At 46.1% G+C, this 26,312-nt stretch carries 25 protein-coding genes; 21 read left to right on the top strand and 4 right to left on the bottom strand.

From position 1 onward, the window contains the following. The first annotated feature begins 60 nt into the window (after positions 1-60). The 7 genes from hisF to H8S63_RS09995 all read left to right on the top strand — a co-directional run bounded on the left by hisF (position 61) and on the right by H8S63_RS09995 (position 7,851). On the top strand, positions 61-816 hold the full coding sequence (gene hisF, locus H8S63_RS10025) for an imidazole glycerol phosphate synthase subunit HisF (RefSeq protein WP_186926676.1): 756 nt from the start codon (positions 61-63) through the stop codon (positions 814-816). A 21-nt stretch (positions 817-837) separates the two neighbouring features. Next, positions 838-1,449, top strand: a complete 612-nt coding sequence (gene hisIE, locus H8S63_RS10020) for a bifunctional phosphoribosyl-AMP cyclohydrolase/phosphoribosyl-ATP diphosphatase HisIE (RefSeq protein WP_007748067.1) — start codon at positions 838-840, stop codon at positions 1,447-1,449. A gap of 42 nt (positions 1,450-1,491) precedes the next feature. After that, entirely contained in the window at positions 1,492-2,220 is a 729-nt protein-coding gene (locus H8S63_RS10015; protein ID WP_007748066.1) for a cell division ATP-binding protein FtsE, read from the top strand. Between the two features lie 13 nt (positions 2,221-2,233). Next, positions 2,234-3,553, top strand: a complete 1,320-nt coding sequence (locus H8S63_RS10010; protein WP_007766339.1) for an aspartate kinase — start codon at positions 2,234-2,236, stop codon at positions 3,551-3,553. Between the two features lie 77 nt (positions 3,554-3,630). Beyond that, the gene (gene lysA, locus H8S63_RS10005) at positions 3,631-4,791 is read left to right on the top strand and encodes a diaminopimelate decarboxylase (RefSeq protein WP_186926675.1); all 1,161 of its coding nucleotides are present in this window, start codon (positions 3,631-3,633) and stop codon (positions 4,789-4,791) included. A 141-nt stretch (positions 4,792-4,932) separates the two neighbouring features. After that, positions 4,933-5,412, top strand: coding sequence for a ferritin (locus H8S63_RS10000; RefSeq protein ID WP_186926674.1), 480 nt, complete (start codon positions 4,933-4,935; stop codon positions 5,410-5,412). Positions 5,413-5,586: 174 nt separating this feature from the next. Then, positions 5,587-7,851 (top strand): ATP-binding protein, encoded by a 2,265-nt coding sequence (locus H8S63_RS09995; protein ID WP_186926784.1) that lies wholly within the window; start codon positions 5,587-5,589, stop codon positions 7,849-7,851. Here H8S63_RS09995 and H8S63_RS09990 read toward each other — a convergent pair. Together H8S63_RS09990 and kbl are read right to left on the bottom strand one after the other, a co-directional pair. Beyond that, entirely contained in the window at positions 7,848-8,261 is a 414-nt protein-coding gene (locus H8S63_RS09990) for a DUF2721 domain-containing protein (protein ID WP_186926783.1), read from the bottom strand. The genes H8S63_RS09995 and H8S63_RS09990 overlap by 4 nt on opposite strands. An 85-nt stretch (positions 8,262-8,346) precedes the next feature. Next, positions 8,347-9,534 carry a glycine C-acetyltransferase gene (gene kbl / locus H8S63_RS09985; protein WP_007748055.1) on the bottom strand — a complete coding sequence of 396 codons (1,188 nt, stop codon included), beginning with the start codon at positions 9,532-9,534 and terminating at the stop codon, positions 8,347-8,349. A 135-nt stretch (positions 9,535-9,669) separates the two neighbouring features. Here kbl and H8S63_RS09980 point away from each other — a divergent pair, with 135 nt between their 5' ends. The 6 genes from H8S63_RS09980 to H8S63_RS09955 all read left to right on the top strand — a co-directional run bounded on the left by H8S63_RS09980 (position 9,670) and on the right by H8S63_RS09955 (position 15,095). Beyond that, complete coding sequence (locus H8S63_RS09980; RefSeq protein WP_007748052.1) at positions 9,670-10,623, top strand: NAD-dependent epimerase/dehydratase family protein; 954 nt, start codon at positions 9,670-9,672, stop codon at positions 10,621-10,623. Then, positions 10,623-11,471 (top strand): DUF4348 domain-containing protein, encoded by an 849-nt coding sequence (locus H8S63_RS09975; RefSeq protein WP_186926673.1) that lies wholly within the window; start codon positions 10,623-10,625, stop codon positions 11,469-11,471. The genes H8S63_RS09980 and H8S63_RS09975 overlap by 1 nt, the downstream gene beginning before the upstream one ends. Positions 11,472-11,491: 20 nt before the next feature. Beyond that, positions 11,492-12,481 (top strand): UDP-N-acetylmuramate dehydrogenase, encoded by a 990-nt coding sequence (gene murB, locus H8S63_RS09970; protein ID WP_186926672.1) that lies wholly within the window; start codon positions 11,492-11,494, stop codon positions 12,479-12,481. A 6-nt stretch (positions 12,482-12,487) separates the two neighbouring features. Then, positions 12,488-13,246, top strand: a complete 759-nt coding sequence (locus tag H8S63_RS09965) for an MBL fold metallo-hydrolase (protein WP_007748038.1) — start codon at positions 12,488-12,490, stop codon at positions 13,244-13,246. Between the two features lie 83 nt (positions 13,247-13,329). Then, a complete protein-coding gene (locus H8S63_RS09960) occupies positions 13,330-14,910 on the top strand; it encodes a DUF3352 domain-containing protein (protein WP_186926671.1) in 1,581 nt (526 codons plus the stop codon). A 26-nt stretch (positions 14,911-14,936) separates the two neighbouring features. Then, complete coding sequence (locus H8S63_RS09955) at positions 14,937-15,095, top strand: hypothetical protein (RefSeq protein WP_007748034.1); 159 nt, start codon at positions 14,937-14,939, stop codon at positions 15,093-15,095. A 273-nt stretch (positions 15,096-15,368) separates the two neighbouring features. Here H8S63_RS09955 and H8S63_RS09950 read toward each other — a convergent pair whose 3' ends face one another. Further along, positions 15,369-15,743 (bottom strand): DUF3127 domain-containing protein, encoded by a 375-nt coding sequence (locus H8S63_RS09950; RefSeq protein WP_007766361.1) that lies wholly within the window; start codon positions 15,741-15,743, stop codon positions 15,369-15,371. A gap of 152 nt (positions 15,744-15,895) precedes the next feature. Here H8S63_RS09950 and dnaN point away from each other — a divergent pair, with 152 nt between their 5' ends. The 8 genes from dnaN to H8S63_RS09910 all read left to right on the top strand — a co-directional run bounded on the left by dnaN (position 15,896) and on the right by H8S63_RS09910 (position 24,769). Next, positions 15,896-17,020, top strand: a complete 1,125-nt coding sequence (gene dnaN, locus H8S63_RS09945; RefSeq protein WP_186926670.1) for a DNA polymerase III subunit beta — start codon at positions 15,896-15,898, stop codon at positions 17,018-17,020. A 109-nt stretch (positions 17,021-17,129) separates the two neighbouring features. Then, positions 17,130-17,909 (top strand): 3'-5' exonuclease, encoded by a 780-nt coding sequence (locus tag H8S63_RS09940; protein ID WP_186926669.1) that lies wholly within the window; start codon positions 17,130-17,132, stop codon positions 17,907-17,909. Beyond that, positions 17,909-19,126: a bifunctional phosphopantothenoylcysteine decarboxylase/phosphopantothenate--cysteine ligase CoaBC gene (gene coaBC, locus H8S63_RS09935; RefSeq protein WP_186926668.1), complete on the top strand. Its 1,218-nt coding sequence runs from the start codon at positions 17,909-17,911 to the stop codon at positions 19,124-19,126. The genes H8S63_RS09940 and coaBC overlap by 1 nt, the downstream gene beginning before the upstream one ends. Before the next feature lie 23 nt (positions 19,127-19,149). After that, positions 19,150-20,811: a DNA repair protein RecN gene (gene recN / locus H8S63_RS09930; protein WP_186926667.1), complete on the top strand. Its 1,662-nt coding sequence runs from the start codon at positions 19,150-19,152 to the stop codon at positions 20,809-20,811. A 72-nt stretch (positions 20,812-20,883) separates the two neighbouring features. Continuing rightward, complete coding sequence (gene rlmB / locus H8S63_RS09925) at positions 20,884-21,627, top strand: 23S rRNA (guanosine(2251)-2'-O)-methyltransferase RlmB (protein ID WP_007748020.1); 744 nt, start codon at positions 20,884-20,886, stop codon at positions 21,625-21,627. Between the two features lie 4 nt (positions 21,628-21,631). Then, on the top strand, positions 21,632-23,344 hold the full coding sequence (locus tag H8S63_RS09920; RefSeq protein ID WP_186926666.1) for a serine protease: 1,713 nt from the start codon (positions 21,632-21,634) through the stop codon (positions 23,342-23,344). A 336-nt stretch (positions 23,345-23,680) separates the two neighbouring features. Beyond that, the gene (locus tag H8S63_RS09915) at positions 23,681-24,178 is read left to right on the top strand and encodes a DUF805 domain-containing protein (RefSeq protein WP_186926665.1); all 498 of its coding nucleotides are present in this window, start codon (positions 23,681-23,683) and stop codon (positions 24,176-24,178) included. Between the two features lie 216 nt (positions 24,179-24,394). Then, positions 24,395-24,769 carry a RidA family protein gene (locus H8S63_RS09910; protein ID WP_007758287.1) on the top strand — a complete coding sequence of 125 codons (375 nt, stop codon included), beginning with the start codon at positions 24,395-24,397 and terminating at the stop codon, positions 24,767-24,769. Here H8S63_RS09910 and H8S63_RS09905 read toward each other — a convergent pair. Continuing rightward, on the bottom strand, positions 24,737-26,227 hold the full coding sequence (locus H8S63_RS09905) for a folylpolyglutamate synthase/dihydrofolate synthase family protein (RefSeq protein ID WP_186926664.1): 1,491 nt from the start codon (positions 26,225-26,227) through the stop codon (positions 24,737-24,739). The genes H8S63_RS09910 and H8S63_RS09905 overlap by 33 nt on opposite strands. Positions 26,228-26,312: the final 85 nt, after the last annotated feature.

Genomic DNA, 26,312 nt, shown 5'->3' with positions numbered 1-26,312 from the left:
TTAAGAAGCAAGCTTAGGCATATAGATTGTAAATTGTTGAATAGTAAATAAAATAAGATTGTGTTAGCAAAAAGAATAGTACCTTGTCTGGATATAAAAGACGGACAAACCGTGAAAGGAACGAATTTTGTCAACTTGCGCCAAGCCGGTGATCCGGTGGAGCTGGGTCGTGCTTACAGTGAACAGGGAGCAGATGAACTTGTTTTCCTGGACATTACTGCAAGCCATGAGGGACGTAAGACTTTTACGGAATTGGTAAAACGGATTGCTGCTAATATCAATATCCCGTTTACTGTAGGGGGAGGAATCAATGAATTGAGTGATGTGGACCGTCTGCTGAATGCGGGAGCGGATAAGATTTCCATCAATTCTTCCGCTATCCGTAATCCCCGATTGGTTGATGAGATTGCAAAGAATTTCGGCTCACAGGTCTGTGTGTTGGCGGTAGATGCGAAACAGACCGAGAACGGTTGGAAATGTTACTTGAACGGAGGACGTATCGAAACGGATAAAGACCTGTTCGAGTGGACTAAGGAAGCGCAGGAACGCGGAGCGGGAGAGATACTCTTCACGAGTATGAATCATGATGGTGTGAAGACCGGCTATGCGAACGAAGCACTTGCCGTTTTGGCTGGACAGCTTTCTATTCCTATCATTGCATCGGGTGGAGCAGGCAGTAAAGAACACTTCCGTGACGTCTTTTTGCAAGGAAAAGCAGATGCGGCATTGGCAGCCAGCGTTTTTCATTTCGGAGAAATTAAAATTCCCGATTTAAAATCGTATCTTTGCGGCGAAGGTATTATAATGCGTAAATAGTAAATTAAGATATTGAATAAAATGGAATTGGATTTCGAGAAGATGAACGGACTTGTTCCGGCTATCATACAAGACAATGAGACGCGCAAAGTCTTGATGTTGGGCTTCATGAATAAGGAAGCCTATGATAAAACGGTAGAAACCGGAAAAGTGACATTCTTTAGCCGTACAAAGAATCGTCTGTGGACAAAAGGCGAAGAAAGCGGTAATTTCCTTCATGTTGTTTCTATCAAGGCCGATTGCGACAATGATACGTTGCTCATTCAGGTTAATCCGGCAGGTCCTGTGTGCCATACAGGTACAGATACCTGTTGGGGCGAGAAGAATGAAGAACCTGTGATGTTCCTGAAAGCATTGCAAGACTTTATCGACAAACGTCACGAAGAAATGCCCGCAGGCTCTTATACAACCAGCCTGTTTGAGTCCGGAATCAATAAGATGGCGCAGAAAGTAGGTGAAGAAGCAGTCGAGACAGTGATCGAAGCAACCAACGGCACTGACGAACGCCTGATCTACGAAGGAGCCGACCTTATTTATCACATGATTGTATTGCTGACTTCAAAAGGCTATCGTATCGAAGATCTTGCTCGTGAATTGCAGGAAAGGCATAGCAGTACATGGAAGAAGCATTAAATAAATAAGAATTAATAATTAAAAATTAAAGCGGGAGTCGGCATGGATGACGGGGCGTTGATACGATATAAGAACGTAGAAATCCATCAACAGGAACTCTGTGTGCTGAGTGATGTAAATCTGGAATTGCACAAAGGAGAGTTTGTCTATCTGATCGGAAAAGTAGGTTCGGGAAAGACGAGTCTGCTCAAGACCCTTTATGGCGAACTGGATGTAATTGACGGTGAGGCTAAAGTACTGGATTATAATATGCGGTCTATCAAACGTAAGCATATCCCGCAACTGCGCCGCAAGTTAGGCATTGTATTCCAGGATTTTCAGTTACTGACGGACCGTACCGTTTACAATAACCTGGAATTTGTACTTCGTGCCACAGGCTGGAAGAACAAACAGGAAATCAAGGAACGTATTGAAGAAGTGCTCAATTTGGTAGGAATGTCCAATAAAGGATACAAACTGCCGAACGAACTTTCCGGTGGCGAACAGCAGCGCATTGTGATTGCACGTGCCGTACTCAATTCTCCGTCCATCATCCTGGCGGATGAACCGACCGGAAACCTGGATACGGAAACGGGGAAATCGATTGTTGAATTGTTGCATAATATTTGCAGTTCCGGTTCATCCGTTGTGATGACCACGCACAATCTGCAATTATTGAAAGAATATCCGGGTCGGGTGTATCGTTGTGCCAACCATCAGATTGTAGATGTGACCGATGAATATATGCCCAGGCAGAGAACAATAGAAATAGATTTAAATATAGATAACTAAAACAGTAACGAAAATGAAAGTTTTAAAGTTTGGAGGAACTTCCGTAGGTTCTGCTCAGCGCATGAAGGAAGTAGCCAAATTGATTACCGATGGTGAACAGAAGATTGTTGTTCTTTCTGCTATGTCAGGAACAACAAACACATTGGTGGAAATTTCGGACTATCTGTATAAGAAGAATCCGGAGGGTGCCAACGAGATTATCAATAAGCTGGAAGCTAAATATAAACAGCACGTTGATGAGCTATTCGCAACTCAGGAATATAAACAGAAAGGTCTCGAAGTCATCAAGTCTCACTTCGACTACATCCGCTCCTATACGAAAGACCTTTTCACTTTGTTTGAAGAGAAAGTGGTTTTGGCGCAAGGAGAGCTGATCTCTACGGCAATGGTGAACTTCTACCTGCAGGAATGCGGTGCGAAGTCCGTACTGCTTCCGGCTTTGGAATTCATGCGTACTGATAAGAACGCGGAGCCGGACCCCGTATATATTAAGGAGAAGTTGCAGGCACAGCTCGAACTTTATCCGGATATGGATATCTACATCACGCAAGGTTTCATCTGCCGCAATGCTTATGGTGAGATAGACAATCTGCAACGTGGCGGTAGCGATTATACGGCTTCTCTGATCGGAGCAGCGGTGAATGCTTCCGAAATTCAGATCTGGACAGACATTGACGGTATGCACAATAACGATCCGCGTATCGTTGACAAGACAGCTCCGGTGCGTCAGCTACATTTCGAAGAAGCAGCCGAATTGGCTTATTTCGGTGCGAAGATTCTGCATCCTACCTGCATCCAGCCGGCTAAATATGCCAATATTCCTGTACGTTTGCTGAATACGATGGATCCGACCGCTCCCGGCACATTGATTTCCAATGATACAGAGAAAGGAAAAATCAAAGCAGTAGCCGCCAAAGATAACATTACTGCTATCAAGATCAAATCCAGCCGTATGTTATTGGCTCACGGTTTCTTGCGTAAGGTGTTCGAAATCTTCGAAAGTTATCAGACATCCATCGATATGATCTGTACGTCAGAAGTCGGTGTTTCTGTAACGATAGATAACACGAAACATCTTAATGAGATTCTGGATGACCTGAAGAAATATGGAACGGTAACCGTTGATAAAGAAATGTGTATCATCTGCGTTGTAGGTGACTTGGAATGGGAAAATGTCGGTTTTGAAGCCAAAGCGCTTGATGCGATGCGCGACATACCGGTGCGAATGATTTCATTCGGAGGAAGCAACTACAACATCTCCTTCCTCATTCGGGAGTGTGACAAGAAGGCGGCTTTACAGTCGTTGAGCGATATGCTTTTCAACGGCAAATAATTCCATCAATAATATGAGCGCTTTTACCGAACTGATAAAAGCGCTTTTTTTTAACCAACTAAACAAGTTTTTGAATTATGAAGGGAATATTTCCAATCGATAAATTCCGCACTTTGCAGACACCTTTCTATTATTACGATACCAAAGTGCTGCGTGATACATTGTCGGCTATTAACCATGAGGTTGCCAAATATCCTAATTATTCAGTACACTATGCTGTCAAAGCGAATGCCAATCCGAAGGTACTTGCCATCATCCGTGAAAGCGGAATGGGAGCCGACTGTGTGAGCGGTGGAGAGATCCGTGCCGCTATCCGTGCAGGATTTCCGGCCAATAAAGTCGTTTTTGCGGGAGTGGGTAAAGCAGACTGGGAAATCAATCTCGGATTAGAATATGGAATCTTCTGTTTTAACGTAGAATCTATTCCCGAGCTTGAAGTAATCAACGAGCTGGCAGCCGCTCAAAACAAAATAGCCAATGTCGCTTTCCGCATCAATCCGGATGTAGGCGCGCATACTCACGCCAATATCACTACCGGTCTTGCCGAAAATAAATTCGGTATCAGTATGCAGGATATGGATAAAGTGATAGACGTGGCTTTGGAAATGAAGAATATCAAGTTTATCGGCCTTCACTTCCACATCGGTTCGCAGATTCTCGATATGGGCGATTTCGTCGCTTTGTGCAATCGTGTCAATGAATTGCAGGACAGGTTGGAAGCGCGTCGGATTCTGGTAGAACATATAAATGTCGGTGGTGGTCTGGGGATAGATTACGGACATCCCAACCGTCAGGCTATCCCGAACTTCAAAGATTATTTTGCCACCTATGCCGGACAACTGAAACTGCGTCCTTATCAAACACTTCATTTTGAATTGGGGCGTGCCGTCGTGGGACAATGCGGTACGTTGATATCCAAAGTACTGTATGTGAAGCAAGGAGCCAAGAAGAAATTTGCCATCCTCGATGCAGGTATGACCGACTTGATCCGTCCGGCTTTGTATCAGGCATACCATAAGATGGAAAACCTGACTTCCGAAGAACCGGTGGAAGCGTACGATGTAGTAGGTCCGATATGTGAGTCGTCCGATGTGTTCGGAAAGGCGATTGATCTGAACAAAGTCAAGCGTGGAGACCTGATAGCCCTTCGTTCTGCCGGTGCATACGGTGAAATAATGGCTTCCGGCTATAACTGTCGTGAGCTTCCGAAAGGATATACTTCCGACGAGCTGGTGTAAATAAAAAATGAACCGCTACAATCAAAGTGTGAATGTAGTTTAAAAATAGGGGGTACATGGAACAATTTGAACTGAAATCTTGTTATTTTTGTAATGAGTTCAAAAAGAAACTACATTAACAACTTAATAAAAGATACGATTATGATTTCAGAAAAATTACAAAATGCAATTAACGAACAGATTACTGCTGAGATGTGGTCTGCTAACCTGTATTTGGCAATGTCTTTCTATTTCGAGAAAGAAGGTTTCAGTGGTTTTGCCCATTGGATGAAGAAGCAGTCTCAGGAAGAGATGGCGCATGCTTATGCTATGGCAGATTATATTATCAAACGTGGAGGAACCGCTAAAGTTGATAAAATAGATGTTGTTCCTAACGGTTGGGGTAGTCCGCTGGAAGTATTCGAGCACGTTTACAAACATGAATGCCATGTTTCCCAATTGGTAGACAAACTGGTAGACGTAGCTGCTGCTGAGAAGGACAAAGCAACACAAGATTTCTTGTGGGGATTCGTTCGCGAACAAGTAGAAGAAGAAGCTACAGCGCAAGGCATTGTTGACAAAATCAAGAAAGCCGGTGATACCGGAATTTTCTTTATAGACTCACAATTGGGACAGCGTTAATTTATAGTAGTCTAAAAGATTTATATGCAAGAAGTTGTCTGAATTTCATATTCGGGCAACTTCTTTTTTTTGACTTTGTTTGCCCTTATTTAAAAATCAGTTATCTTTGTACCTAATCGTATGGAGTATAGAAGGCGAATGGCTGCTTTTATCCAAACAAACAATAATATGGATATGGACAAACACGGACAATGGAGTAATATTTCTATCACACTTCTATTATTACTAATAGGATTGAGTAGCTGTTCCCCGAAAGAAGAGCATCGCATATTGGTCATACATTCTTACGAAGAGACTTACGGCGGTTATCCTGATTATAACGAAATGATTTCCAGGCAGTTTGAGAAAAAGAATATAAAAGCGGATATTCGCACGCTCTATCTGGATTGTGAAAATTATCTCGAAAAGCAAGAATTGGAAAGAATGTTTCATCTGTTGGATTCTGTGTCTGTAGACTGGAAGCCGGAGGTGATTATAGTAAATGAAGATCAAGCCACTTACTCTTTGTTGAAATGCGGTGCACCGTTAGTAAAGGAAGTTCCTGTTATATTCGGAGGCGTTAACTATCCGAATTGGAAGTTGATAAGTCAATATCCCAACGTGACGGGATTTCATGATAAAATAGATTTCAAGAGAAATATAGCCATAGCTAAAAAAATCTTCGGTAATGCAATATCGTTATTTACAGTCCTTGACTCCACTTTTCTAGACAATCAGATTAAGCAAGACGCTCGTGAACAGCTGAGAGGATCTAAGGTGATTGGTTTTATTGACTCGATAAAGACTGTGCGTACTCCCAAACAAGAATTGCAGATAAAATTGAAAGAAGGATATACGCACTTTCTTGCAGTTTCCGCACGTGTTTCCGGGAAGAATGATGTTAGTTTGATGTGGATACTGAACAGAAATTATCGTGAGCGGTGTTACATTCAGCTAAAGCGTGATTTCACTACAGAGAATTTTGGTAATGTATGTATGAATCCCTGTTTGACCGTTATCAATGAGGGGTTTGGATATGGAGAAAAGCTAATTGGAGGTTACCTGACCACATTGCCTGTTCAAGTGGAAGAAGAAGTCAATGCCGCAGTTAGTATTTTGCATGGAACATCTCCTTTGGATATTCCTATAGCCGAAAGTCGTAAAGAGTATGTGGCAGACTGGAATGCTATGCTGCGGATGGGATTAAGGAGCGAAAGAATTCCTTCCGGCTTTACAATTATAAATATACCTTTTAATAAGAGATATCCTTTGTTATGGGGGAGTATGCTAATTACTTCAATCATACTACTTCTCTCTCTTTTTGCTTGTTTGTGGTGGCTTTATCTCCGTGAGCAGAGAAGGAAAAAACAGGCACTTTGTGCGTTAGCCCATGAAAAAGAAACATTAGCATTGGCCATTGCAGGGGGAGCAACATACGCTTGGCAACTGGAGACGAAAACATTTGTGTTTGAAGATGCATTTTGGCATTCGCAAGGAATATCCCCTCGGAAACTGACATTCGAAGAACTCAAACATTTAATTCATCCCGACTATTGGGAGAGCGTGCAAATTAGTTGGAAGAACCTGCAAAATGCACGGAAGAAAATAGCGCAACTTCCTTGTAATTTTGACGGAAAGGGTTATCAATGGTGGGAATTTCGTTATAGTACCAACCCGATTGGAGGAGGGCAGTACAAAACTGCGGGATTATTACAGAACGTGCAAAAAGTAAAGGATAGGGAGGAGGAGTTGGAAGCGGCACGTTTGCTGGCTGAGAAAGCCGAGCTCAAACAATCTTTTCTGGCGAATATGAGCCATGAAATACGCACTCCGCTAAACTCAATTGTCGGCTTCTCCAATATTCTGGCGGTAGAAGAGGATTTAACTCCCGAAGAACGGGAAGAATATGTAGATACCATAAATAAAAATAGCGAACTATTGCTTAAACTGGTGAATGATATTTTGGAACTTTCCCGTATCGAATCCGACTATATGTCTTTTGTCTATCAGCGGTATCAGGTAAAAGATTTGATTGATGATGTCTATTCCACACATCAAGTACTTATTTCTCCACGTTTGGAATTTCTGAAAGAGACGGAAGAAACGGCTTTAGAAATAAATGTGGATAGAGACCGCTTGATACAAGTACTTACCAATTTCTTGAATAATGCGGACAAGTTTACGGAAAGCGGTACTATCAGAGTAGGATATCACTATTTCTCCGACGAAAGTAAAGTTGAAATCTATGTTGAAGATACTGGTCGTGGCATACCATTGGAAGAACAACGGATGATATTCGGTCGTTTCTATAAGCAGAATGAGTTTTCGCAGGGTGCGGGATTAGGACTTTCCATCTGTAAAGTGATTGTAGAGAAATTGGGTGGAACGGTTACCCTTCAATCCGAGGTCGGTAAAGGAAGTCGTTTCGCTGTGATCCTTCCTTGTTGGGTGGTGGCTTAATGATTAGCTCTGCTCTTTCCCTTCTCCATTGTTCCCAGATAAATCTCCAGCGAACGGGTGGAAATCTGTATTTCGCGGAAAGACACGCCCAATGAAGCGATAAGCAACAGCAGAGCCACTCCGAATACATAGGCGGACAGCAGTTGCAGTCCGATATAAATGAAAAACATACTGACCACACAGAGAAACAGGCTCGCAATTCCCAGTCCTTGCATGGTGCGGGTCAGATTCAAACGTTTCCGTAAGTTCTCTATTTGTGCTACCGTGATATCCGTAGGATTCTCCATATAGCGGTCGCGTAACTGCCGCACAAGCTGTGCGTACGATAAGAAACGATTGGTGTAAGCCAATAAAATCAGTGAGACTGCCGAGAAAAGAAGGGCAGGAGTCGTGAGAGTCAGTTCTTCCATATATAAATAAAAAAAATCTTCCATTGTTATCTTGTCGGCGCTTCTAATGCACCCCGATAATAACAATGGAAGATATGAAAAAGTTTTATTTCAATACGCCGAGTTCTTTACCCACTTTGATAAAGGCAGCGATACATTTGTCGAGATGAGCCTTCTCGTGTCCTGCAGAGATTTGCACACGGATACGCGCCTGTTCCTTCGGAACCACCGGATAATAGAAACCGGTCACGTAAATACCCTCTTCCTGCATACGTGCAGCATAAATCTGAGACAACTTCGCATCATACAGCATCACAGCGCATATCGCACTCTGCGTCGGTTTGATATCAAATCCGGCAGCGGTCATCTTGTCGCGGAAGTAATTCACGTTCTCTACGAGCTTGTCGTGCAGCGCATTGCTTTCTTTCAGCATTTTGAACACCTCAAGGCTGGCGCCGATAATGCCCGGAGCCAATGAATTAGAGAACAGATACGGACGGCTGCGTTGACGCAACAGGTCGATAATCTCTTTGCGGCCTGTCGTAAATCCTCCCAGCGCACCACCGAAAGCTTTGCCCAGCGTTCCGGTGTAGATATCCACGCGGCCGTGTGTCTTATACAATTCGCTGACCCCGTGACCGGTGGCGCCTACCACTCCTGCCGAGTGAGACTCGTCTACCATCACCAGCGCATCATATTTCTCGGCCAGATCGCAAATCTGATCCATCGGAGCTACATTGCCATCCATAGAGAACACACCGTCCGTCACGACAATACGGAAACGTTGCGCCTGCGCTTCTTGCAGACATCTTTCCAAATCCTTCATGTCGGCATTGGCATAACGATAGCGTTTCGCTTTACACAGACGCACGCCGTCGATGATGGAAGCGTGGTTCAGCGAGTCCGAGATAATCGCATCCTCTTCGGTGAAGAGCGGTTCGAATACCCCGCCGTTCGCATCGAAGCAGGCAGCATATAGAATCGTGTCTTCTGTCTGGAAATAGTCGGAAATAGCCGCTTCCAGTTCTTTATGAATATCCTGTGTCCCGCAGATAAAACGGACGGACGACATACCGTATCCGCGGCGGTTCATCATCTCTTGGGAAGCCTTGATCAATCGGGGGTGATTGGACAGTCCCAAGTAATTGTTGGCACAGAAGTTCAGTACCTCTTTACCTTTTACTGTAATGGCAGCTTGCTGCGCACTCTCAATCAGGCGTTCTTCTTTGTAAAGTCCGGCCTCCTTGATTTCAGCCAATGTCTGGCTGAGGAATTCTTGCATTTTACCGTACATGGTGTTTATGTGATTAAGTTATATTGCAAAGGACACAATTTTTCTTGGAATAACAATGTCTTTTTGATTAAAATCTGAAAAAAAAGTGCTTACTTTGCGCACTATTTAAGCTTATTATTCTAAGTCAGAAAAAAAATGGAACACATTTTGATTATTGGAGCTACCGGACAGATCGGGTCCGAACTTACAATGGAGTTACGTAAACGCTATGGAAATACAAATGTTGTAGCAGGTTATATACCGGGTGCAGAGCCTAAAGGAGAATTGAAAGAGTCCGGTCCTTCGGCAATTGCTGATGTGACGGATGCGCAGGCGGTGGCATCTGTGGTAAAAGAGTATCACATTGATACGATTTATAATTTGGCTGCCCTGTTGTCCGTAGTTGCCGAGTCGAAACCCAAATTGGCTTGGAAGATAGGTATTGATGGATTATGGAATGTGCTGGAAGTGGCACGTGAACAAGGATGCGCGGTGTTCACTCCCAGTTCTATCGGCTCGTTTGGTGCAAGTACGCCTCACACCAAGACGCCGCAAGACACGATCCAGCGTCCGCGTACCATGTATGGAGTCACGAAAGTAACGACAGAGTTGCTGAGCGACTACTATTTTAATAAATACGGTGTCGATACCCGTGCTGTCCGTTTTCCGGGTATTATTTCGAATGTGACCCCTCCGGGAGGAGGCACGACCGACTATGCTGTCGATATTTACTATTCGGCAGTGAAAGGAGAGAAGTTTGTGTGCCCCATTAAGCAAGGCACTTTGATGGATATGATGTATATGCCGGATGCGCTGAACGCGGCGATCACACTGATGGAAGCTGAGTCGGAAAGACTGATACACCGCAATGCTTTCAATATCGCTTCCATGAGTTTCGACCCGGAAACGATATACCAGGCAATCAAGAAGCACGTGCCGCAGTTTGAGATGGTTTATGAAATAGACCCCTTAAAGCAGCGCATAGCCGATAGCTGGCCCGACAGTCTGGACGACACCTGTGCCCGCGAAGAGTGGGGATGGAAGCCCGCCTACGATTTGGAAAGCATGACGGTGGATATGCTTGAAAAGTTACGAGAGAAATTAAAATAATGAAAAAACTAATTGCAGGGGTCATATTGCTCGGTATGCTGAGTTCCTGTGGAAACAAGAAAGCTAAGATTGACCCCTTCGCATCTATTACAAAAGAGGTGGATTCCATCCGGTACAAAACCGATTCAATCCACCAGGAAGAATTGCCGGAAGAGCCGCAGCCTATACAGGCCGACGAGTCTTTCGACGATTTCATCTATAATTTTGCCTCCGATGACGTGTTGCAGCGTCAGCGTGTGAAGTTTCCGTTGCCCTACTACAATGGAGACAAGAAGCTGGACATCGACGAACACCATTGGAAGCATGACGACTTATTTACCAAACAGCATTACTATACGCTCCTGTTTGATAGAGAAGAAGATATGGATTTAGTAGGAGATACTGCGCTTACCTCTGTGCAAGTGGAGTGGATATTCGTGAAGACACGGATGATGAAAAAGTATTACTTTGAACGCATCAAAGGAGCGTGGATGCTGGAAGCCATCAATTTGCGTCCTATCGAGCAGGACGACAATGAGGACTTTGTGGAGTTCTTCGGCCGTTTTGCCGTCGACAGCCTTTTCCAGAGTCGGCGCATACGCGAACCGTTGATTTTTGTTACCAGCGATCCGGATGACGACTTCTCCATTTTGGAGACAACGCTCGACCGGGACCAATGGTTTGCCTTCAAACCGGAACTTCCTTCCGAACGTCTCTCCAATATCAACTACGGACAGAGAAACGATGATAACTCGACAACGAAGATTCTTGCGTTGAAAGGTATCGGCAACGGTTTCTCCAACATCCTATACTTCCGTCGGAAAGCCGGAGGATGGGAGCTGTATAAGTTTGAAGACACCAGTATATAACTTTTTTAAACAGATAGATTATGTATTCTCTTTTGCCCTACAATACCTTCGGCATTGATGTCAGTGCCTCCCGTTTTCTGGAATACGCCTCAGTAGCGGAACTGAAGGAGTATATTGCGCAAGGTGCCGTTACGACACCTTTTTTGCATATTGGCGGCGGCAGCAATCTGCTGTTTACCAAAGATTACGACGGGCTGATACTGCATTCCCGCATCGGAGGTATCGAAGTGACGGCCGAAGACTCTCAGACCGTATCCCTGCGTGTCGGTGCGGGAGTTGTGTGGGATGATTTTGTAGCCTGTTGCGTGGAGCATGGATGGTATGGAGCGGAGAATCTTTCGTTGATTCCCGGTGAGGTGGGAGCGAGTGCCGTGCAAAATATCGGAGCCTACGGAGTGGAGGTGAAAGACCTGATAACGGCGGTAGAGACAGTGAACGTTCAAGGATACGGGCGTGTTTACTCTGTCGAAGAATGCGAGTATGCCTATCGCAGCAGCATTTTCAAGCGTCCTGAGAACAAATCCGTTTTTGTCACCTATGTCCGCTTCCGTCTTAGTAAAGAAGAACGGTACACGCTGGACTATGGAACGATTCGTCAGGAGCTTGCAAGGTATCCTGCACCGACGTTGCCCATTGTCCGTAAAGTGATTATTGAGATTCGCGAAAGTAAACTGCCCGACCCGAAAGTGACGGGAAATGCAGGCAGTTTCTTTATGAACCCCATTGTGGCGAAAGAAAAGCTGGAAGCCTTGCAGCGGGACTATCCCCGCATACCTTACTATGAGCTTCCTGACGGGCGTATGAAAATCCCTGCCGGATGGATGATCGACCAATGCGGATGGAAAGGAAAATCCTTAGGACCCGCCGCCGTCCACGATAAACAAGCATTGGTGCTGGTGAATCGGGGTGGAGCGAAAGGCAGTGACATTGTCGCACTCTCAGATGCGGTGCGGGCTTCGGTACGCGATAAATTCGGTATCGATATCCACCCGGAAGTAAACGTAATTTAATGAAGTATGAAGGTAAGAATCATTGGAAGTGGAACATCGACAGGAGTGCCCCAGATTGGTTGCACATGTGCAGTTTGTACTTCTGCCGATCCGAAAGATAACAGGTTGCGTGCCTCTGCCATTGTAGAGACGGAAGATGCGCGCATATTGATAGATTGCGGTCCCGACTTTCGGGAGCAAGTACTGCATCTCCCTTTCGAGAAGATAGACGGAGTGCTCATTACGCATGAGCATTACGATCATGTGGGCGGTCTGGACGATCTTCGTCCGTTCTGCCAGTTCGGTTCAGTTCCTATTTATGCGGAAGAATACGTAGCACGCGGATTGCGTTCGCGTATGCCCTATTGTTTTGTGGAACATTCGTATCCCGGTGTCCCTAATATTCCTTTGCAAGAGATTGTGGCGGGACAACCCTTTTACATAAACCATACCGAAGTGCTTCCCCTGCGTGTGATGCACGGGCGGTTGCCGATTCTCGGATACCGGATCGGAAAACTCGGTTATATCACCGATATGCTGACCATGCCCGAAGAATCCTATGAACAATTGGCAGGCGTGGATGTTCTGATTGTGAATGCACTCCGCATAGCCCCGCATCCTACACATCAGAATCTGGAGGCGGCTTTGGCGGTTGCGCGGCGCATTCAGGCAAAGAAGACATACTTTATACACATGAGTCATGATATGGGCTTGCATGCCGAAGCTGAACGGAGACTTCCGGAGAATATTCACCTGGCATTTGACGGATTGGAAATCCTTCTTTAATTACCGGCGGATTTTTTAGCAAAAGTTTTGTTTTCTTTGTAGAAATTATTATTTTTGCACCGAGCCGATAAACAGCAAATATTATGAAACTTCGTACGATAGTGAAAATAGCGGTCACTTCTTCTGTTGTACTTCTGTGCGCAGGTTTCGTCATGTACTCTTTTTTCAGGCTGTCGGCGGCTGACGGACAGAGAAATTTCAATCTTTACGAGCTGGTTCCCGCCACTACTTCGGCAGTGTTTGCTACCGATGATGTGCTTGAGTTTGTGACTGAAACCGATAATCTGACTTGCAGCAAAGAACGGCAATACCTGTATGTATCCAAGCTGTTTTCCTACTTAAAACATTCCCTGTACGAACTTTCCGAAGATAGTCCCCACGGATTGAGTCGGCAAATGAATCAAATGCTGATAAGTTTCCATGCTCCGGACAGCGAACGCGACCAAGTGCTCTATTGCAGATTGGGAGAAGGTGATAAAGAACTGATAGACAGATTCGTGCAAAAATATATTTCATCACTCTATCCGCCGAAAACCTTCGATTACAAAGGAGAAAAGATAATAATCTACCCGATGGCGGACGGTGATTTCCTTGCTTGCTATCTCACGCCCGATTTCATGGCGTTGAGCTTCCAGAAAAAACTGATAGAAGAAGTCATTGACACCTGCAAGAAGGGAGATTCTCTGGCGGATGATCCTGCTTTCATGCAGATAAACGCACCGAAAAAAAGCAGAGCGGTCGCTACCATTTATACCCGTGTGAACGGCATGATAGGGTGGACGGAGTTTGACATGAAGATGAAGGACGATTATGTCTATTTTACAGGTGTCAGCCATGAACCGGATACCTGTCTCGCCTTTATCAACCAGCTTCGGCAACAAGAATCTGTCAAAGGATTTCCGGGCGAAGTGTTGCCTTCCACCACTTTCTATTTTAGCAAACAAAGTGTCACGGACTGGAACTCTCTGCTTGCCTATGGCGACAGTCGTGAATATATACCGGCAGGGGTGGACGATGATAGCGGAATGCAGGAAAGAAACCGTGAAATCTCGCGTTATCTGATGGAAAACACCGGGCATGATTTGGTGACCTGTCTTTTCCAGCGGGAAGATACATTGCGGGACGCGGCGTCTGTGCTGAGTCTTTCTGTGCCCGATGTGACGGAGGCTGAGAGGATGATGCGCTCCCTGACAAATACGGCATCCGCTGTAGAAAGGCATAAGAATCCCCGTATAACTTTTTGTTATACTGCGGATAAAGCCTATCCTGTCTACCGGCTGCCTCAGACAACGTTGTTTACGCAACTTTCTAGTTTCGTGGAGCCGGCTTCGGAGCTGTACGCTGCCTTTTATGCCGGTCGTTTATTATTAGCACCGGACGAAGACAGTCTGTCGGACTATATACTCCGGTTGGATAAAGGCGAAGTGCTTGACAGTGCTGTTACCTATAAAGCGGGGATGAGTAACCTGTCCGATTCTTATCATTTTATGCTGATGGCAGATTTCGGACACCTCTTCCGGCAAGTGGAAAAACAGGTCTGTTTCGTGCCCGATTTCTTTGTGCGCAATGCGGAATTTTTTCGCAATTTCATACTTTTTGCTCAGTTTACTTGTGCTGATGAAGTGGCATATCCCACCATCGTTTTGAAGTATAAAGCCGACTAAAGACAAGCTGGAAAAATCATTTCGGGTTGATTGGAAAAAGATTTCCGAACGGAGAAAAACCGGATTTGAAAAGAGGAAAAACAGGTGAAAAAACTACCTGCGAAAAAACACTGTTTTTGCAAAAACTAAAAGCGCTGAAACGCCTTCTGGCAGGGCGCAAAAACCCAACCATAACCCAACCATAACCCAAGAGAAGAGAAAAGAAGAGATTAGAAGAGAATAGAAATACTATCAGCGATAGTATTTCTGGGTTTTGGTTGCCGACGTTATTGCTGACCTTTTTTCACCTGTGGGCTTATTCCCCTGAGCCCGTGTCCGGGTGTTGTTCATCTGTGGGCTGAGAAGTGTTTAGCTGTGGGCGGAATCTTTACAAAGTGCGGGCATAAAAAAACTCCCGGCAAAAATCAAATTCACCGGGAGTTTTTCAGTGCGTATCGTTACGCCTTGATTTTTTTTGTTTAGAAAGGCAGATCGTCTTTCGCGTCGCCCGGAGTAAATTCCGGAGTAGCGGACGGAGCCGGAGGAGGAACGGGAGCACCCGGAGCCATTGGAGCGCCTGCGCCTACACGTTCGACTTTCCATGCACGGATACTGTTGAACCAACGGTCCTGCCATTGACGGGCGTCAACATCAAATGATACGGTCAGTTCTTCGCCCATCTGAATATTGAACTGCTCGATTTTGTCCGCGCCGAATACGTCGAAACACATTTTACGCGGATATTGGTCGTGATTTTCGATAACGAACTCTTGCGATTTCCACTCGTTGCCGCTTGTTCTTGATACTCCACCTCTCGGAGGGAGAATAGCGATGATTTTTCCTGTAAATTCCATTGCGATTAATTTAAATTCTGCGGCGAAGTTACGACTTTTTAGGAATATCCCTCACACAAAGACTGTTTTTTCTTTTGTTTTGTTGGGTTGCCCGAATCTTTTTTCGTAACTTTGTGCGTTAGAATATTTAAAACTTAAATACACGAAAATATATGAAATTTATCGTTTCAAGTACTGCTCTTTCTAGCCATTTACAGGCTATAAGCCGCGTGATCAATTCGAAAAACGCATTGCCTATCCTCGATTGTTTTCTCTTCGAACTGGAAGATGGAACATTGTCTGTCACCGTATCCGACAGCGAGACAACGATGGTTACTACCGTAGAAGTGAATGAAAGCGATACGAACGGACGTTTTGCCGTAGTGGCGAAAACGTTGCTGGATGCATTGAAAGAGATTCCGGAACAGCCATTGACGTTTGATGTCAACCCGGACAATTATGAAATTACGGTGCAGTATCAGAACGGAAAATATAGTCTGATGGGACAGAATGCGGACGAATTCCCTCAGTCGGCTACATTGGGAGACAATGCAGTTCGCGTGGAGATGGAAGCGGAAGTGCTTCTGGGAGGTATCAACCGCTCGGTATTCGCAACTGCCGACGACGAACTCCGTCCGGTGATGAACGGTATTTATTTTGATATTACGACAGAAGACATCACGATGGTCGCATCGGACGGTCATAAGCTGGTGCGTTGCAAGACATTGGCGGCTAAAGGCAACGAGCGTGCGGCGTTCATCCTGCCGAAGAAACCGGCTACGCTGCTCAAGAATCTTCTGCCGAAAGAACAGGGCATGGTGACAATCGAATTCGACGAACGCAACGCCGTGTTCATGCTCGAAAGCTATCGCATGGTTTGCCGTCTGATCGAAGGGCGTTATCCGAACTACAACTCGGTAATTCCTCAAAGTAACCCTCACAAGTTGACCGTAGACCGCCAGCAGCTGATGGGAGCTTTGCGCCGTGTGTCTATCTTCTCCTCGCAGGCAAGCAGCTTGATTAAACTCCGTATGCAGGAAAACCAGATTGTCATTTCCGCACAGGACATCGACTTCTCCACCTCTGCCGAAGAAACACAGGTGTGCCAATATGCGGGAGCTGCCATGAGTATCGGATTCAAATCTACGTTCCTGATCGACATCCTGAACAACATTTCCGCAGACGAAGTTATTATCGAATTGGCCGATCCCTCACGAGCCGGAGTAATCATTCCCGTAGAGCAGGAAGAGAACGAAGACTTGCTGATGTTGCTGATGCCGATGATGTTGAATGATTAATTATTCACCACAGAGGGCACAGAGGACACGGAGGAAAATTTTGAATATTTATTAAACAACCCTCCGTGTCCTCTGTGTCCTCTGTGGTGAAACGAAAAAATAACCAGAAATGAAATTAAATTTGAAAAATCCCATCGTCTTTTTCGATCTTGAGACGACCGGAACCAATATCAACACAGACCGTATTGTTGAAATCTGTTATTTGAAAGTTTATCCGAACGGGAATGAGGAAGCCAAGACTTTGCGTATCAATCCGGAGATGCATATTCCCGAAGCCTCTTCCGCCGTGCATGGCATTTACGATGCGGACGTAGCGGATTGCCCTACTTTCAAGGAAGTGGCAAAGAACATTGCCCGTGACATTGAAGGATGCGATCTGGCAGGATTCAACTCCAACCGTTTCGACATTCCTGTGCTGGCGGAAGAATTTCTGCGTGCGGGAGTGGATATCGACATGACGAAGCGCAAATTTGTGGACGTGCAGGTGATTTTCCACAAAATGGAGCAACGCACCCTTTCGGCAGCCTACAAATTCTACTGCGAAAAGAATCTGGAGGACGCGCATACGGCGGAGGCGGACACACGTGCCACTTATGAGGTGCTGAAAGCGCAGCTCGACCGCTATGACGAGTTGCAGAACGATATTGCGTTTTTGGCGGACTACTCCAGCTATTCCAAGAATGTAGACTTTGCCGGTCGCATGGTCTATGATGATAATGGAGTGGAAGTGTTCAACTTCGGAAAGTACAAAGGAATGTCTGTAGCTGAGGTCTTGAAGAAAGATCCCGGATATTACAGTTGGATTTTGAACAGTGATTTCACGCTGAATACGAAAGCGGTATTGACAAAAATCCGTCTGCGTGAAATGAGCAATCTGATAACGAAATAATGCTAAAAGGAAAAAAGATAATTCTTGGAATTACCGGCAGTATTGCCGCGTACAAGGCTTGCTACATCATTCGTGGGCTTATCAGGCAGGGAGCGGAAGTGCAGGTCGTGATTACTCCGGCGGGAAAAGAATTTATTACTCCCATCACTCTTTCGGCGTTGACCAGCAAGCCGGTCATCAGCGAGTTCTTTGCACAGCGCGACGGAACGTGGAACAGCCACGTAGACTTGGGGTTGTGGGCGGATGCCATGTTGATTGCTCCCGCCACCGCCTCTACCATCGGCAAGATGGCAAACGGGATAGCCGACAATATGCTGATTACAACCTATCTTTCGGCCAAAGCTCCGGTGTTTGTCGCTCCGGCAATGGATCTCGATATGTATGCGCATCCTTCTACCCAGAAGAATCTGGATATTCTCCGTTCGTTCGGCAATCATATCATCGAGCCGGGCACGGGAGAGCTTGCCAGCCACTTGGTGGGGAAGGGAAGGATGGAAGAACCGGAAAATATCATCCGGGTATTGGACGAGTTTTTTGCCGCAAACGGTGAGTTGAAAGGAAAGAAGGTCATGATTACAGCCGGACCGACGTACGAGAAGATTGATCCCGTCCGTTTCATCGGCAACTATTCTTCCGGAAAGATGGGATTTGCTTTGGCGGAAGAATGCGCCCGTCGTGGTGCGGAGGTGACGTTGATTGCGGGTCCCGTGCAACTGGAAACGCGGCACTCCCGTATTCGCCGGATCGATGTGGAATCGGCGGAGGAAATGTATGCGGCTTCGCAAGCGTGTTTCTTCGATTCCGACGCAGCCATACTGTGTGCCGCAGTAGCCGATTTCCGTCCGGAAATGGTGGCCGGCAAGAAGATCAAGCGCGAGAAAGAGGAAGAGCTGACGCTGCATCTTCGGGCAACCAAGGATATTGCCGCCAGTCTGGGGGCTGTCAAAAGAAAAGACCAGTTGTTGGTAGGCTTTGCCCTCGAAACGAACAACGAGCAGCAGAATGCCGAAGGAAAACTCGAACGGAAGAATTTCGATTTTATCGTGCTCAACTCTCTGAACGACCCGGGAGCCGGTTTCCGTCATGATACCAACAAAATCAGTATCATCGACCGGAAAGGCCGTACCGACTATCCGCTCAAGTCGAAGGCGGAAGTGGCACGGGATATCATCGACCGCCTGTCTGATGAATTAAAACACTTAACTCTCAATTCTTAACTCTCAACTCTCAACTTATTCAAATGTTACGTTCACTATACATTCAGAATTACGCATTGATAGAGAAACTGGATATTAGTTTCGACACCGGCTTTTCCGTTATTACAGGTGAGACGGGAGCCGGGAAATCAATTATTCTGGGAGCCATCGGGCTGCTGCTCGGACAGCGTGCCGATGTGAAGTCAATTCGTCGCGGAGCTTCTAAATGTATCATAGAAGCTCGTTTTGATATATCGGCTTATGGGATGCGCCCGTTTTTTGAAGACAATGAGCTGGAATATGATGAAGAGTGCATTTTGCGTCGTGAAGTGCAGGCGTCCGGTAAGAGTCGGGCGTTTATCAATGATACGCCCGCTTCGTTGGCGCAGGTGAAGGAGTTGGGAGAGCGGTTGATTGACGTGCACTCACAGCATCAGAATCTGCTGCTCAACAAGGAAGGCTTTCAGCTGAATGTGCTTGATATTCTGGCGCATAACGACACTGCGTTGGAGAAATACCACACCTGTTATGCCGGATGGAAACAGACGGAACGCGAATTGGCGGAGTTAGTCTCGCTTGCCGAGAAAAGCCGTTCGGACGAAGATTACATCCGTTTCCAGTTGGAGCAACTCGAAGAAGCCCGTCTTGTGGAAGGAGAGCAGGAGGAGTTGGAACAGGAAGCTGAAATACTGAGCCATGCGGAGGAAATCAAGGCAGGGCTTTACCGGGTGGAGCAGGTGTTCGCCTCAGACGAAGGCGGACTGCTTTCTTATCTGAAGGACAATCTGAACACGCTGAACAATCTGCAAAAAGTCTACCAGCCTGCCAAAGAACTGGCGGAACGTATGGAGAGCGCTTATATCGAACTGAAAGATATCGCGCATGAAATCTCTTCGCAGGGTGAATCGGTGGAATTCAACCCGGCACGGCTGGAGGAAGTGAACGAGCGTCTGAACTTGATTTATTCCTTGCAGCAGAAACATCGGGTACAGACGCTTGATGAGTTGCTGGCTTTGACGGAAGAATACCGTGTCAAACTGTCCGACATCACTTCATACGATGAACGGATTGCCGAATGGACCGCCCGCAAGGAGGAACAGTTCAAACAGGTGAAGCAGCAGGCTGCCTTGCTGACCAAAGCCCGCGTCAAGGCTGCCCGTGAGGTGGAAAAGCAGTTGGCCACCCGCCTGATTCCGTTGGGAATGCCGAATGTCCGTTTCCAGGTGGAGATGGGATTGAAGAAAGAACCCGGATTGCAGGGAGAAGATACGGTCAGCTTCTTGTTTTCCGCCAACAAGAACGGTACATTGCAGAATATTTCTTCTGTGGCTTCGGGGGGTGAGATAGCTCGTGTCATGCTTTCCATCAAAGCCATGATTGCGGGAGCCGTGAAGTTGCCGACCATCGTGTTTGACGAGATAGATACCGGAGTTTCCGGTGAGATAGCCGACCGCATGGCGGATATGATGCAGGAGATGGGCGAGCAGAACCGTCAGGTGATCAGCATTACCCACCTGCCGCAGATTGCCGCTCGTGGACGGGCGCATTATAAGGTGTACAAGAAAGATAGCGATACGGAAACCAACAGCCATATCCGCCGTCTTACTGATGAGGAGCGGGTGGAGGAGATAGCCCATATGTTGAGTGGCGCCACTTTGACCGAAGCCGCGCTCAGCAACGCTAAGGCGCTGTTGAACAGCGATTAGCGGTGTGTCATTGCCGTTACGGTAATGTATAAATAATAATTCGTAAATATAGTACAATAGTAAATAAATAAGATGCTTGACAAAAGTGAAATGATTTTCGGTGTTCGTGCCGTGATAGAGGCCATTCAGGCTGGAAAAGAAATAGATAAAATCCTCGTGAAGAAAGATATTCAGAGTGATCTTTCCAAAGAGCTTTTTGCAGCTTTGAAAGGTACGCTGATACCCGTTCAGCGTGTTCCGGTGGAGCGTATCAACCGTATCACCCGGAAGAATCATCAGGGTGTGATCGCTTTCATTTCTTCCGTGACTTATCAGAAGACGGAGGATCTTGTTCCTTTCCTGTTTGAGCAAGGCAAGAATCCGTTTTTTGTAATGTTGGACGGAGTGACTGATGTCCGCAATTTCGGCGCGATTGCCCGTACTTGCGAATGTGCCGCCGTAGATGCGGTGATTATTCCCGCGCGTGGCAGCGCGTCGGTAAATGCCGATGCGGTGAAAACATCGGCGGGAGCGTTGCATACGCTTCCCGTATGTCGTGAACAGAGCTTGCGCTCGACGCTTCAGTATCTGAAAGACAGCGGCTTCCGTATTGTGGCGGCTACCGAAAAGGGAGATTACGATTATACGAAAGCTGATTATACGGGACCGTTGTGCATCATTATGGGAGCGGAGGATACAGGGGTGTCATACGATAACCTGGCGCTCTGCGACGAATGGGTGAAGATACCGATGCTGGGCACTATCGAGTCATTGAATGTCTCCGTAGCTGCGGGTATCTTGATTTACGAGGCGGTGAAACAAAGAAACAATGAGTAATATTATGAAGAAGATTTTAATTCTACCTTTGGCGCTTTTCTTTCTGGTGCAGGGAAGCATGGCGCAGACCCCTAAATGGGTAGAGAAGGCGAAACGTGCGGTCTTCTCGGTCGTGACCTACGATAAGAATGATAAAATGCTGAATACCGGTAACGGATTTTTTGTCTCCGAAGACGGACTGGCATTATCCGATTTTTCTCTTTTCAAGGGGGCGGAGCGTGCGGTGGTCGTGACGGCGGACGGTAAGCAAATGCCGGTCAGCCGGATATTGGGAGCGAATGATATGTATGATGTCATAAAGTTCCGTGTAGGAATTACTGAAAAGAAAGTGCCTGCGCTGGTGGTGGCGACTGCTGCTCCGGCAGTGGGAAGTGATGCGTGGATGCTTCCTTATTCCACGCAGAAGAGTATCGCCTGCGTTTCAGGCAAGGTGAAGGAGGTATCCAAAGTGGCGGGAGAGTACCATTATTATACATTGAGTATGCGGATGAAAGACAAGATGGTGAGCTGTCCGGTGATGAACGCGGAAGGACAGGTGTTCGGCATTGCGCAGAAGTCGTCGGGACTGGACACGATAACCACTTGTTATGCGGCAGGGGCGGCTTTTGCGATGGCGCAGAAGATCAATGCCCTTTCTCTGGGGGATGCAACGTTGAGAAGCATTGGTATCCGGAAGGGATTGCCCGAAACGGAAGACCAGGCATTGGTCTATTTGTTTATGGCTTCCTCTCAGATGTCGGGAGACGACTATGGAGAACTCTTGGATGATTTTATCGCTCAGTTCCCGAACAACGCGGACGGGTATCTCCGCCGTGCGAATTACTATATAGCCAAAGGCAAGGATGACCAGTCTTGGTATGATAAAGCCGTTGACGACTTTAACCGCGCGTTGAAGGTGGCTCAGAAGAAAGACGATGCATATTATAATATAGGTAAGATGATGTATTCTTACCAGCTGTCCAAGCCGGAAAAGACGTATAAGGATTGGACGTATGATACCGCTTTGGAGAATGTCCGTCAGGCGATAGCTATTGATCCGTTGCCTGTTTACATTCAGATGGAAGGCGATATCCTGTTTGCCAAGCAAGACTATGCAGGTGCTTTGGCTGCTTATGAGAAAGTAAACGCCAGCAATCTTGCTTCTCCCGCTACCTTCTTCAGTGCCGCCAAGACAAAGGAATTGATGAAAAGCGACCCGAAAGAGGTCTTGACATTGATGGATAGTTGCATTGCCCGTTGTCCGCAGCCGATAACCGCTGAGTTGGCTCCTTATCTGCTGGAACGTGCGCAAATGAATATGGCGGCCGGTCAGGCACGGAATGCCATGCTTGATTATGACGCCTACCATACCGCAGTGAAAGGACAAGTGAATGATGTATTCTATTATTACCGTGAGCAGGCGGCACTGAAAGCCCGCCAGTATCAGCGTGCGTTGGATGATATCGCTAAGGCTATCGAGCTGAATCCTGCCGACTTGACTTATCAGGCGGAACACGCAGTGGTGAATTTGCGCGTAGGCCGTTATGAAGAGGCGGTTCGTATTCTGAATGACATGCTGAAAACAGATCCGAAATATGCCGAAGCCTATCGCTTGTTGGGGCTTTGTCAGATACAGTTGCAGAAGAAGGACGAGGCTTGCGGGAACTTTAAGAAAGCTAAGGAACTGGGAGATCCGAATGTGGATGAGCTGATTCAAAAATACTGCAGTTCATTTTGACACCCTCGATTTTGATGAAAGGGAAAAGGGGAAGGTTTCAAACCTTCCCCTTTCATTTGGGGACGTTAATTAAAAAAAACTCTCTCTTTCTCTTTTAATTTCCCCCTTCTGTTCAAGCTCAGGTTGTAGGTTAATGATACATGGTTTGATTTGCTACTTTTTCTTTGTTTCATAGGTTAAATGCAGGAAAATAGGAAATACTGCACGGGATTCGGTTATTTTTTTATTCTTTTCCTTAAAGAACTTTTTTTATTTTATTTTTTTTATAACTTTGCTTCCATGTAATAAATGCACGATGAACAACTCACTTATTTATTAATATAAATTTTATAAATTATGTTCAAAGCTCCTTTTTCTTTTGACGGTCGTATTCGTAGAATCGAATATTTCCTGTCTGGTATTGTTGGTGGTATAGTAACTTGGATCGCTATGCTGTTGGGTGTAGGTACTTTTATTTTTGGTGCTTCCAGCGGTTCTGCCGGTGGCTCCGTATTCGGCTTGTTGATCGGTCTTGCTGCTTTGGTTGCTTCTGTGTGGTTCTCTCTGGCACAGGGTGTGAAGCGTCTGCACGACTTGAATAAATCCGGCTGGTTGATTCTGTTGATGTTCATTCCTATCGTGAATGCTATTTTCGGACTTTATATGTTGTTTGCTGACGGTACTGTAGGTCCTAACCAATATGGTGCTGACCCGAAGAACCGTATGCCTTACCAGGGACAACCTTCTGCTGTCAACGTTACGGTAAACGTATCAAGAGAAGATGTAAAGGTTGAAAAACCGGTTGAAGCTGCTCCTGCACCTGCTGAAACTCCTGCAAAAGAAAAAGCGGAATAATCTTTTCGAACAAATAATAAAAAACCTCCTGTGAGATTCGTTTCACAGGAGGTTTTTTGTTTATGTTTCGTTTTCTGATATCAATGAGAGAAATCTACTTATATTGGAAAAGCCAAAATAAAAGAGACGGATGGATATATTAAAAACGATATTTTATGAGAGGGGATAGAATATTTCTATAACTTTGTGCCTTATATAAATAACAATTATAGAAATATGAAAAAAGTAATTTGCTGTGAGAAAGCTCCCGGAGCTATCGGTCCGTACAGCCAGGCGATGGAAGCGGGCGGAGTGGTATATGTGTCCGGACAGTTGCCTATTGACGCCGCTACGGGGCAGATGGCGGAAGGGATAGAAGGACAGACCCGCCAGTCGTTGGAAAATATAAAGTACATTCTTGAAGAGGCGGGATTGACAATGGACGACATTGTCAAAACCACCGTGTTTCTTCAGGATATGTCCCTTTTTGCGGGGATGAATGGTGTGTATGTCACTTATTTTGACAGAACTTTCCCGGCACGCTCGGCGATTGCCGTAAAAGCTCTGCCAAAGAACGCGTTAGTAGAGATCGAGTGTATCGCGATTCGCTAACAGATCGGCGACAATGAAACTGCTGCCTCCCACAAAGATGAAGTCTTTCGGGGGGCAGTCTTTTTTTGCCGCCTGCACCGCTTCTACCACAGTGGGGTAAGCGTTGCCTTTCAATCCGGCTTTCTGAGCCAGTTCCTGCAACTCGTTCTCCGGAAGCGCGCGTTTCACGCTGGCTTTGGTGAAATAATAGGTGGCGTCTTTCGGCAATATTTTCAGTACACCGCTGATATCTTTGTCATTGACCATACCGAATACGATATGGATCTTTTTTCCGTCGTTTGCCCGGATAGCTTCGAGCTGCTTGCAGATATACTTGATTCCGTCGACATTGTGTCCGGTGTCGCAGATGATATCCGGATAGCTGTACACTTTCTGCCAGCGTCCCATCAGTCCGGTGAGTTCGCATACATTGGAAAAGCCCTCGAAATAGTTCTTGGGTGAGATGTGGTATCCCATTTTCACCAGTTCGTCAAGGGCGGTCAGGATAGTAAAGCCGTTTTCGACCTGGTAGAGACCGGTGAGCTCCAGAAAAATACCGTCCTGAAAATGATTATTGCTGAGTTTTATCGCGCTTTTTCTTTTGTCGAGTATTCTGTCCATCGCGCGTAGGGCATTGTCCAGATTGAACGTAGACAGTAACTTCTCCAGAGACTTCTCATTTTTCCGGTGTTTGTCTTGTAGCATTTTGAACATTTCGAGACCTTGCCGCGTCATTTCGTAAAAGTTGTTCCTTTCTTTCTGTAATTCCGGATAGCTATATATAGCGACGTCGTTGCCCGCGGCAGTCTGTTTCGTATACGTGATGGGGGCGTTCATCTCCTCCGCTTTTGCGGAGAATACTTTTTTCACCGCTCCTCTGGCTCTTCCGATAACCACCGGTACGCCTTCCTTGATGATTCCGGCTTTTTCTTCAGCGATCTTTTCGAGTGTACCGCCCAGATACTGGGTATGGTCAAGACCGATGTTGGTGATGACGCATAGGTCCGGACGGATGATGTTGGTGCAGTCCAGACGTCCGCCCATTCCTACTTCGATAACGGCTACATCTACTTTTCTGTCGGCAAAATAACGGAATGCCATAGCGGTGGTGAGCTCGAAAAACGAAGGTTGGAGAGGTTCGAAGAAAGGACGGTGCTTTTCCACAAAGTCAACTACGTATTCTTCGGGCACCATTTCGCCATTGACGCGGATGCGTTCGCGAAAGTCCACCAGGTGCGGGGAGGTGAATAATCCTACCCGGTAGCCTGCCGATTGCAATACGGCGGCGATAGTATGCGAACAGGAGCCTTTTCCGTTCGTACCCGCAATGTGTATCGTTTTGAATTGTCGATGAGGATGGCCGAAATATTCGTCTAATTTTTGTGTGGTTTCCAATCCCGGCTTATATGCTTCTTTCCCTACTTGCTGAAACATAGGTACACTTTCATATAAGTACTTTAAAGTGTTCTGATAGTCCATGTTTTATAATATTTAACGCCGGGCGATCTTTATTGCCCGCTAATTTGTTTATCTTTAGAACCGTCAACCGGACTGCGATAAGTGA

This window comes from Bacteroides sp. NSJ-39 (assembly GCF_014287315.1).
GTDB lineage: Bacteria > Bacteroidota > Bacteroidia > Bacteroidales > Bacteroidaceae > Bacteroides > Bacteroides finegoldii.
This window is presented reverse-complemented; position numbering and strand designations above follow the sequence as displayed.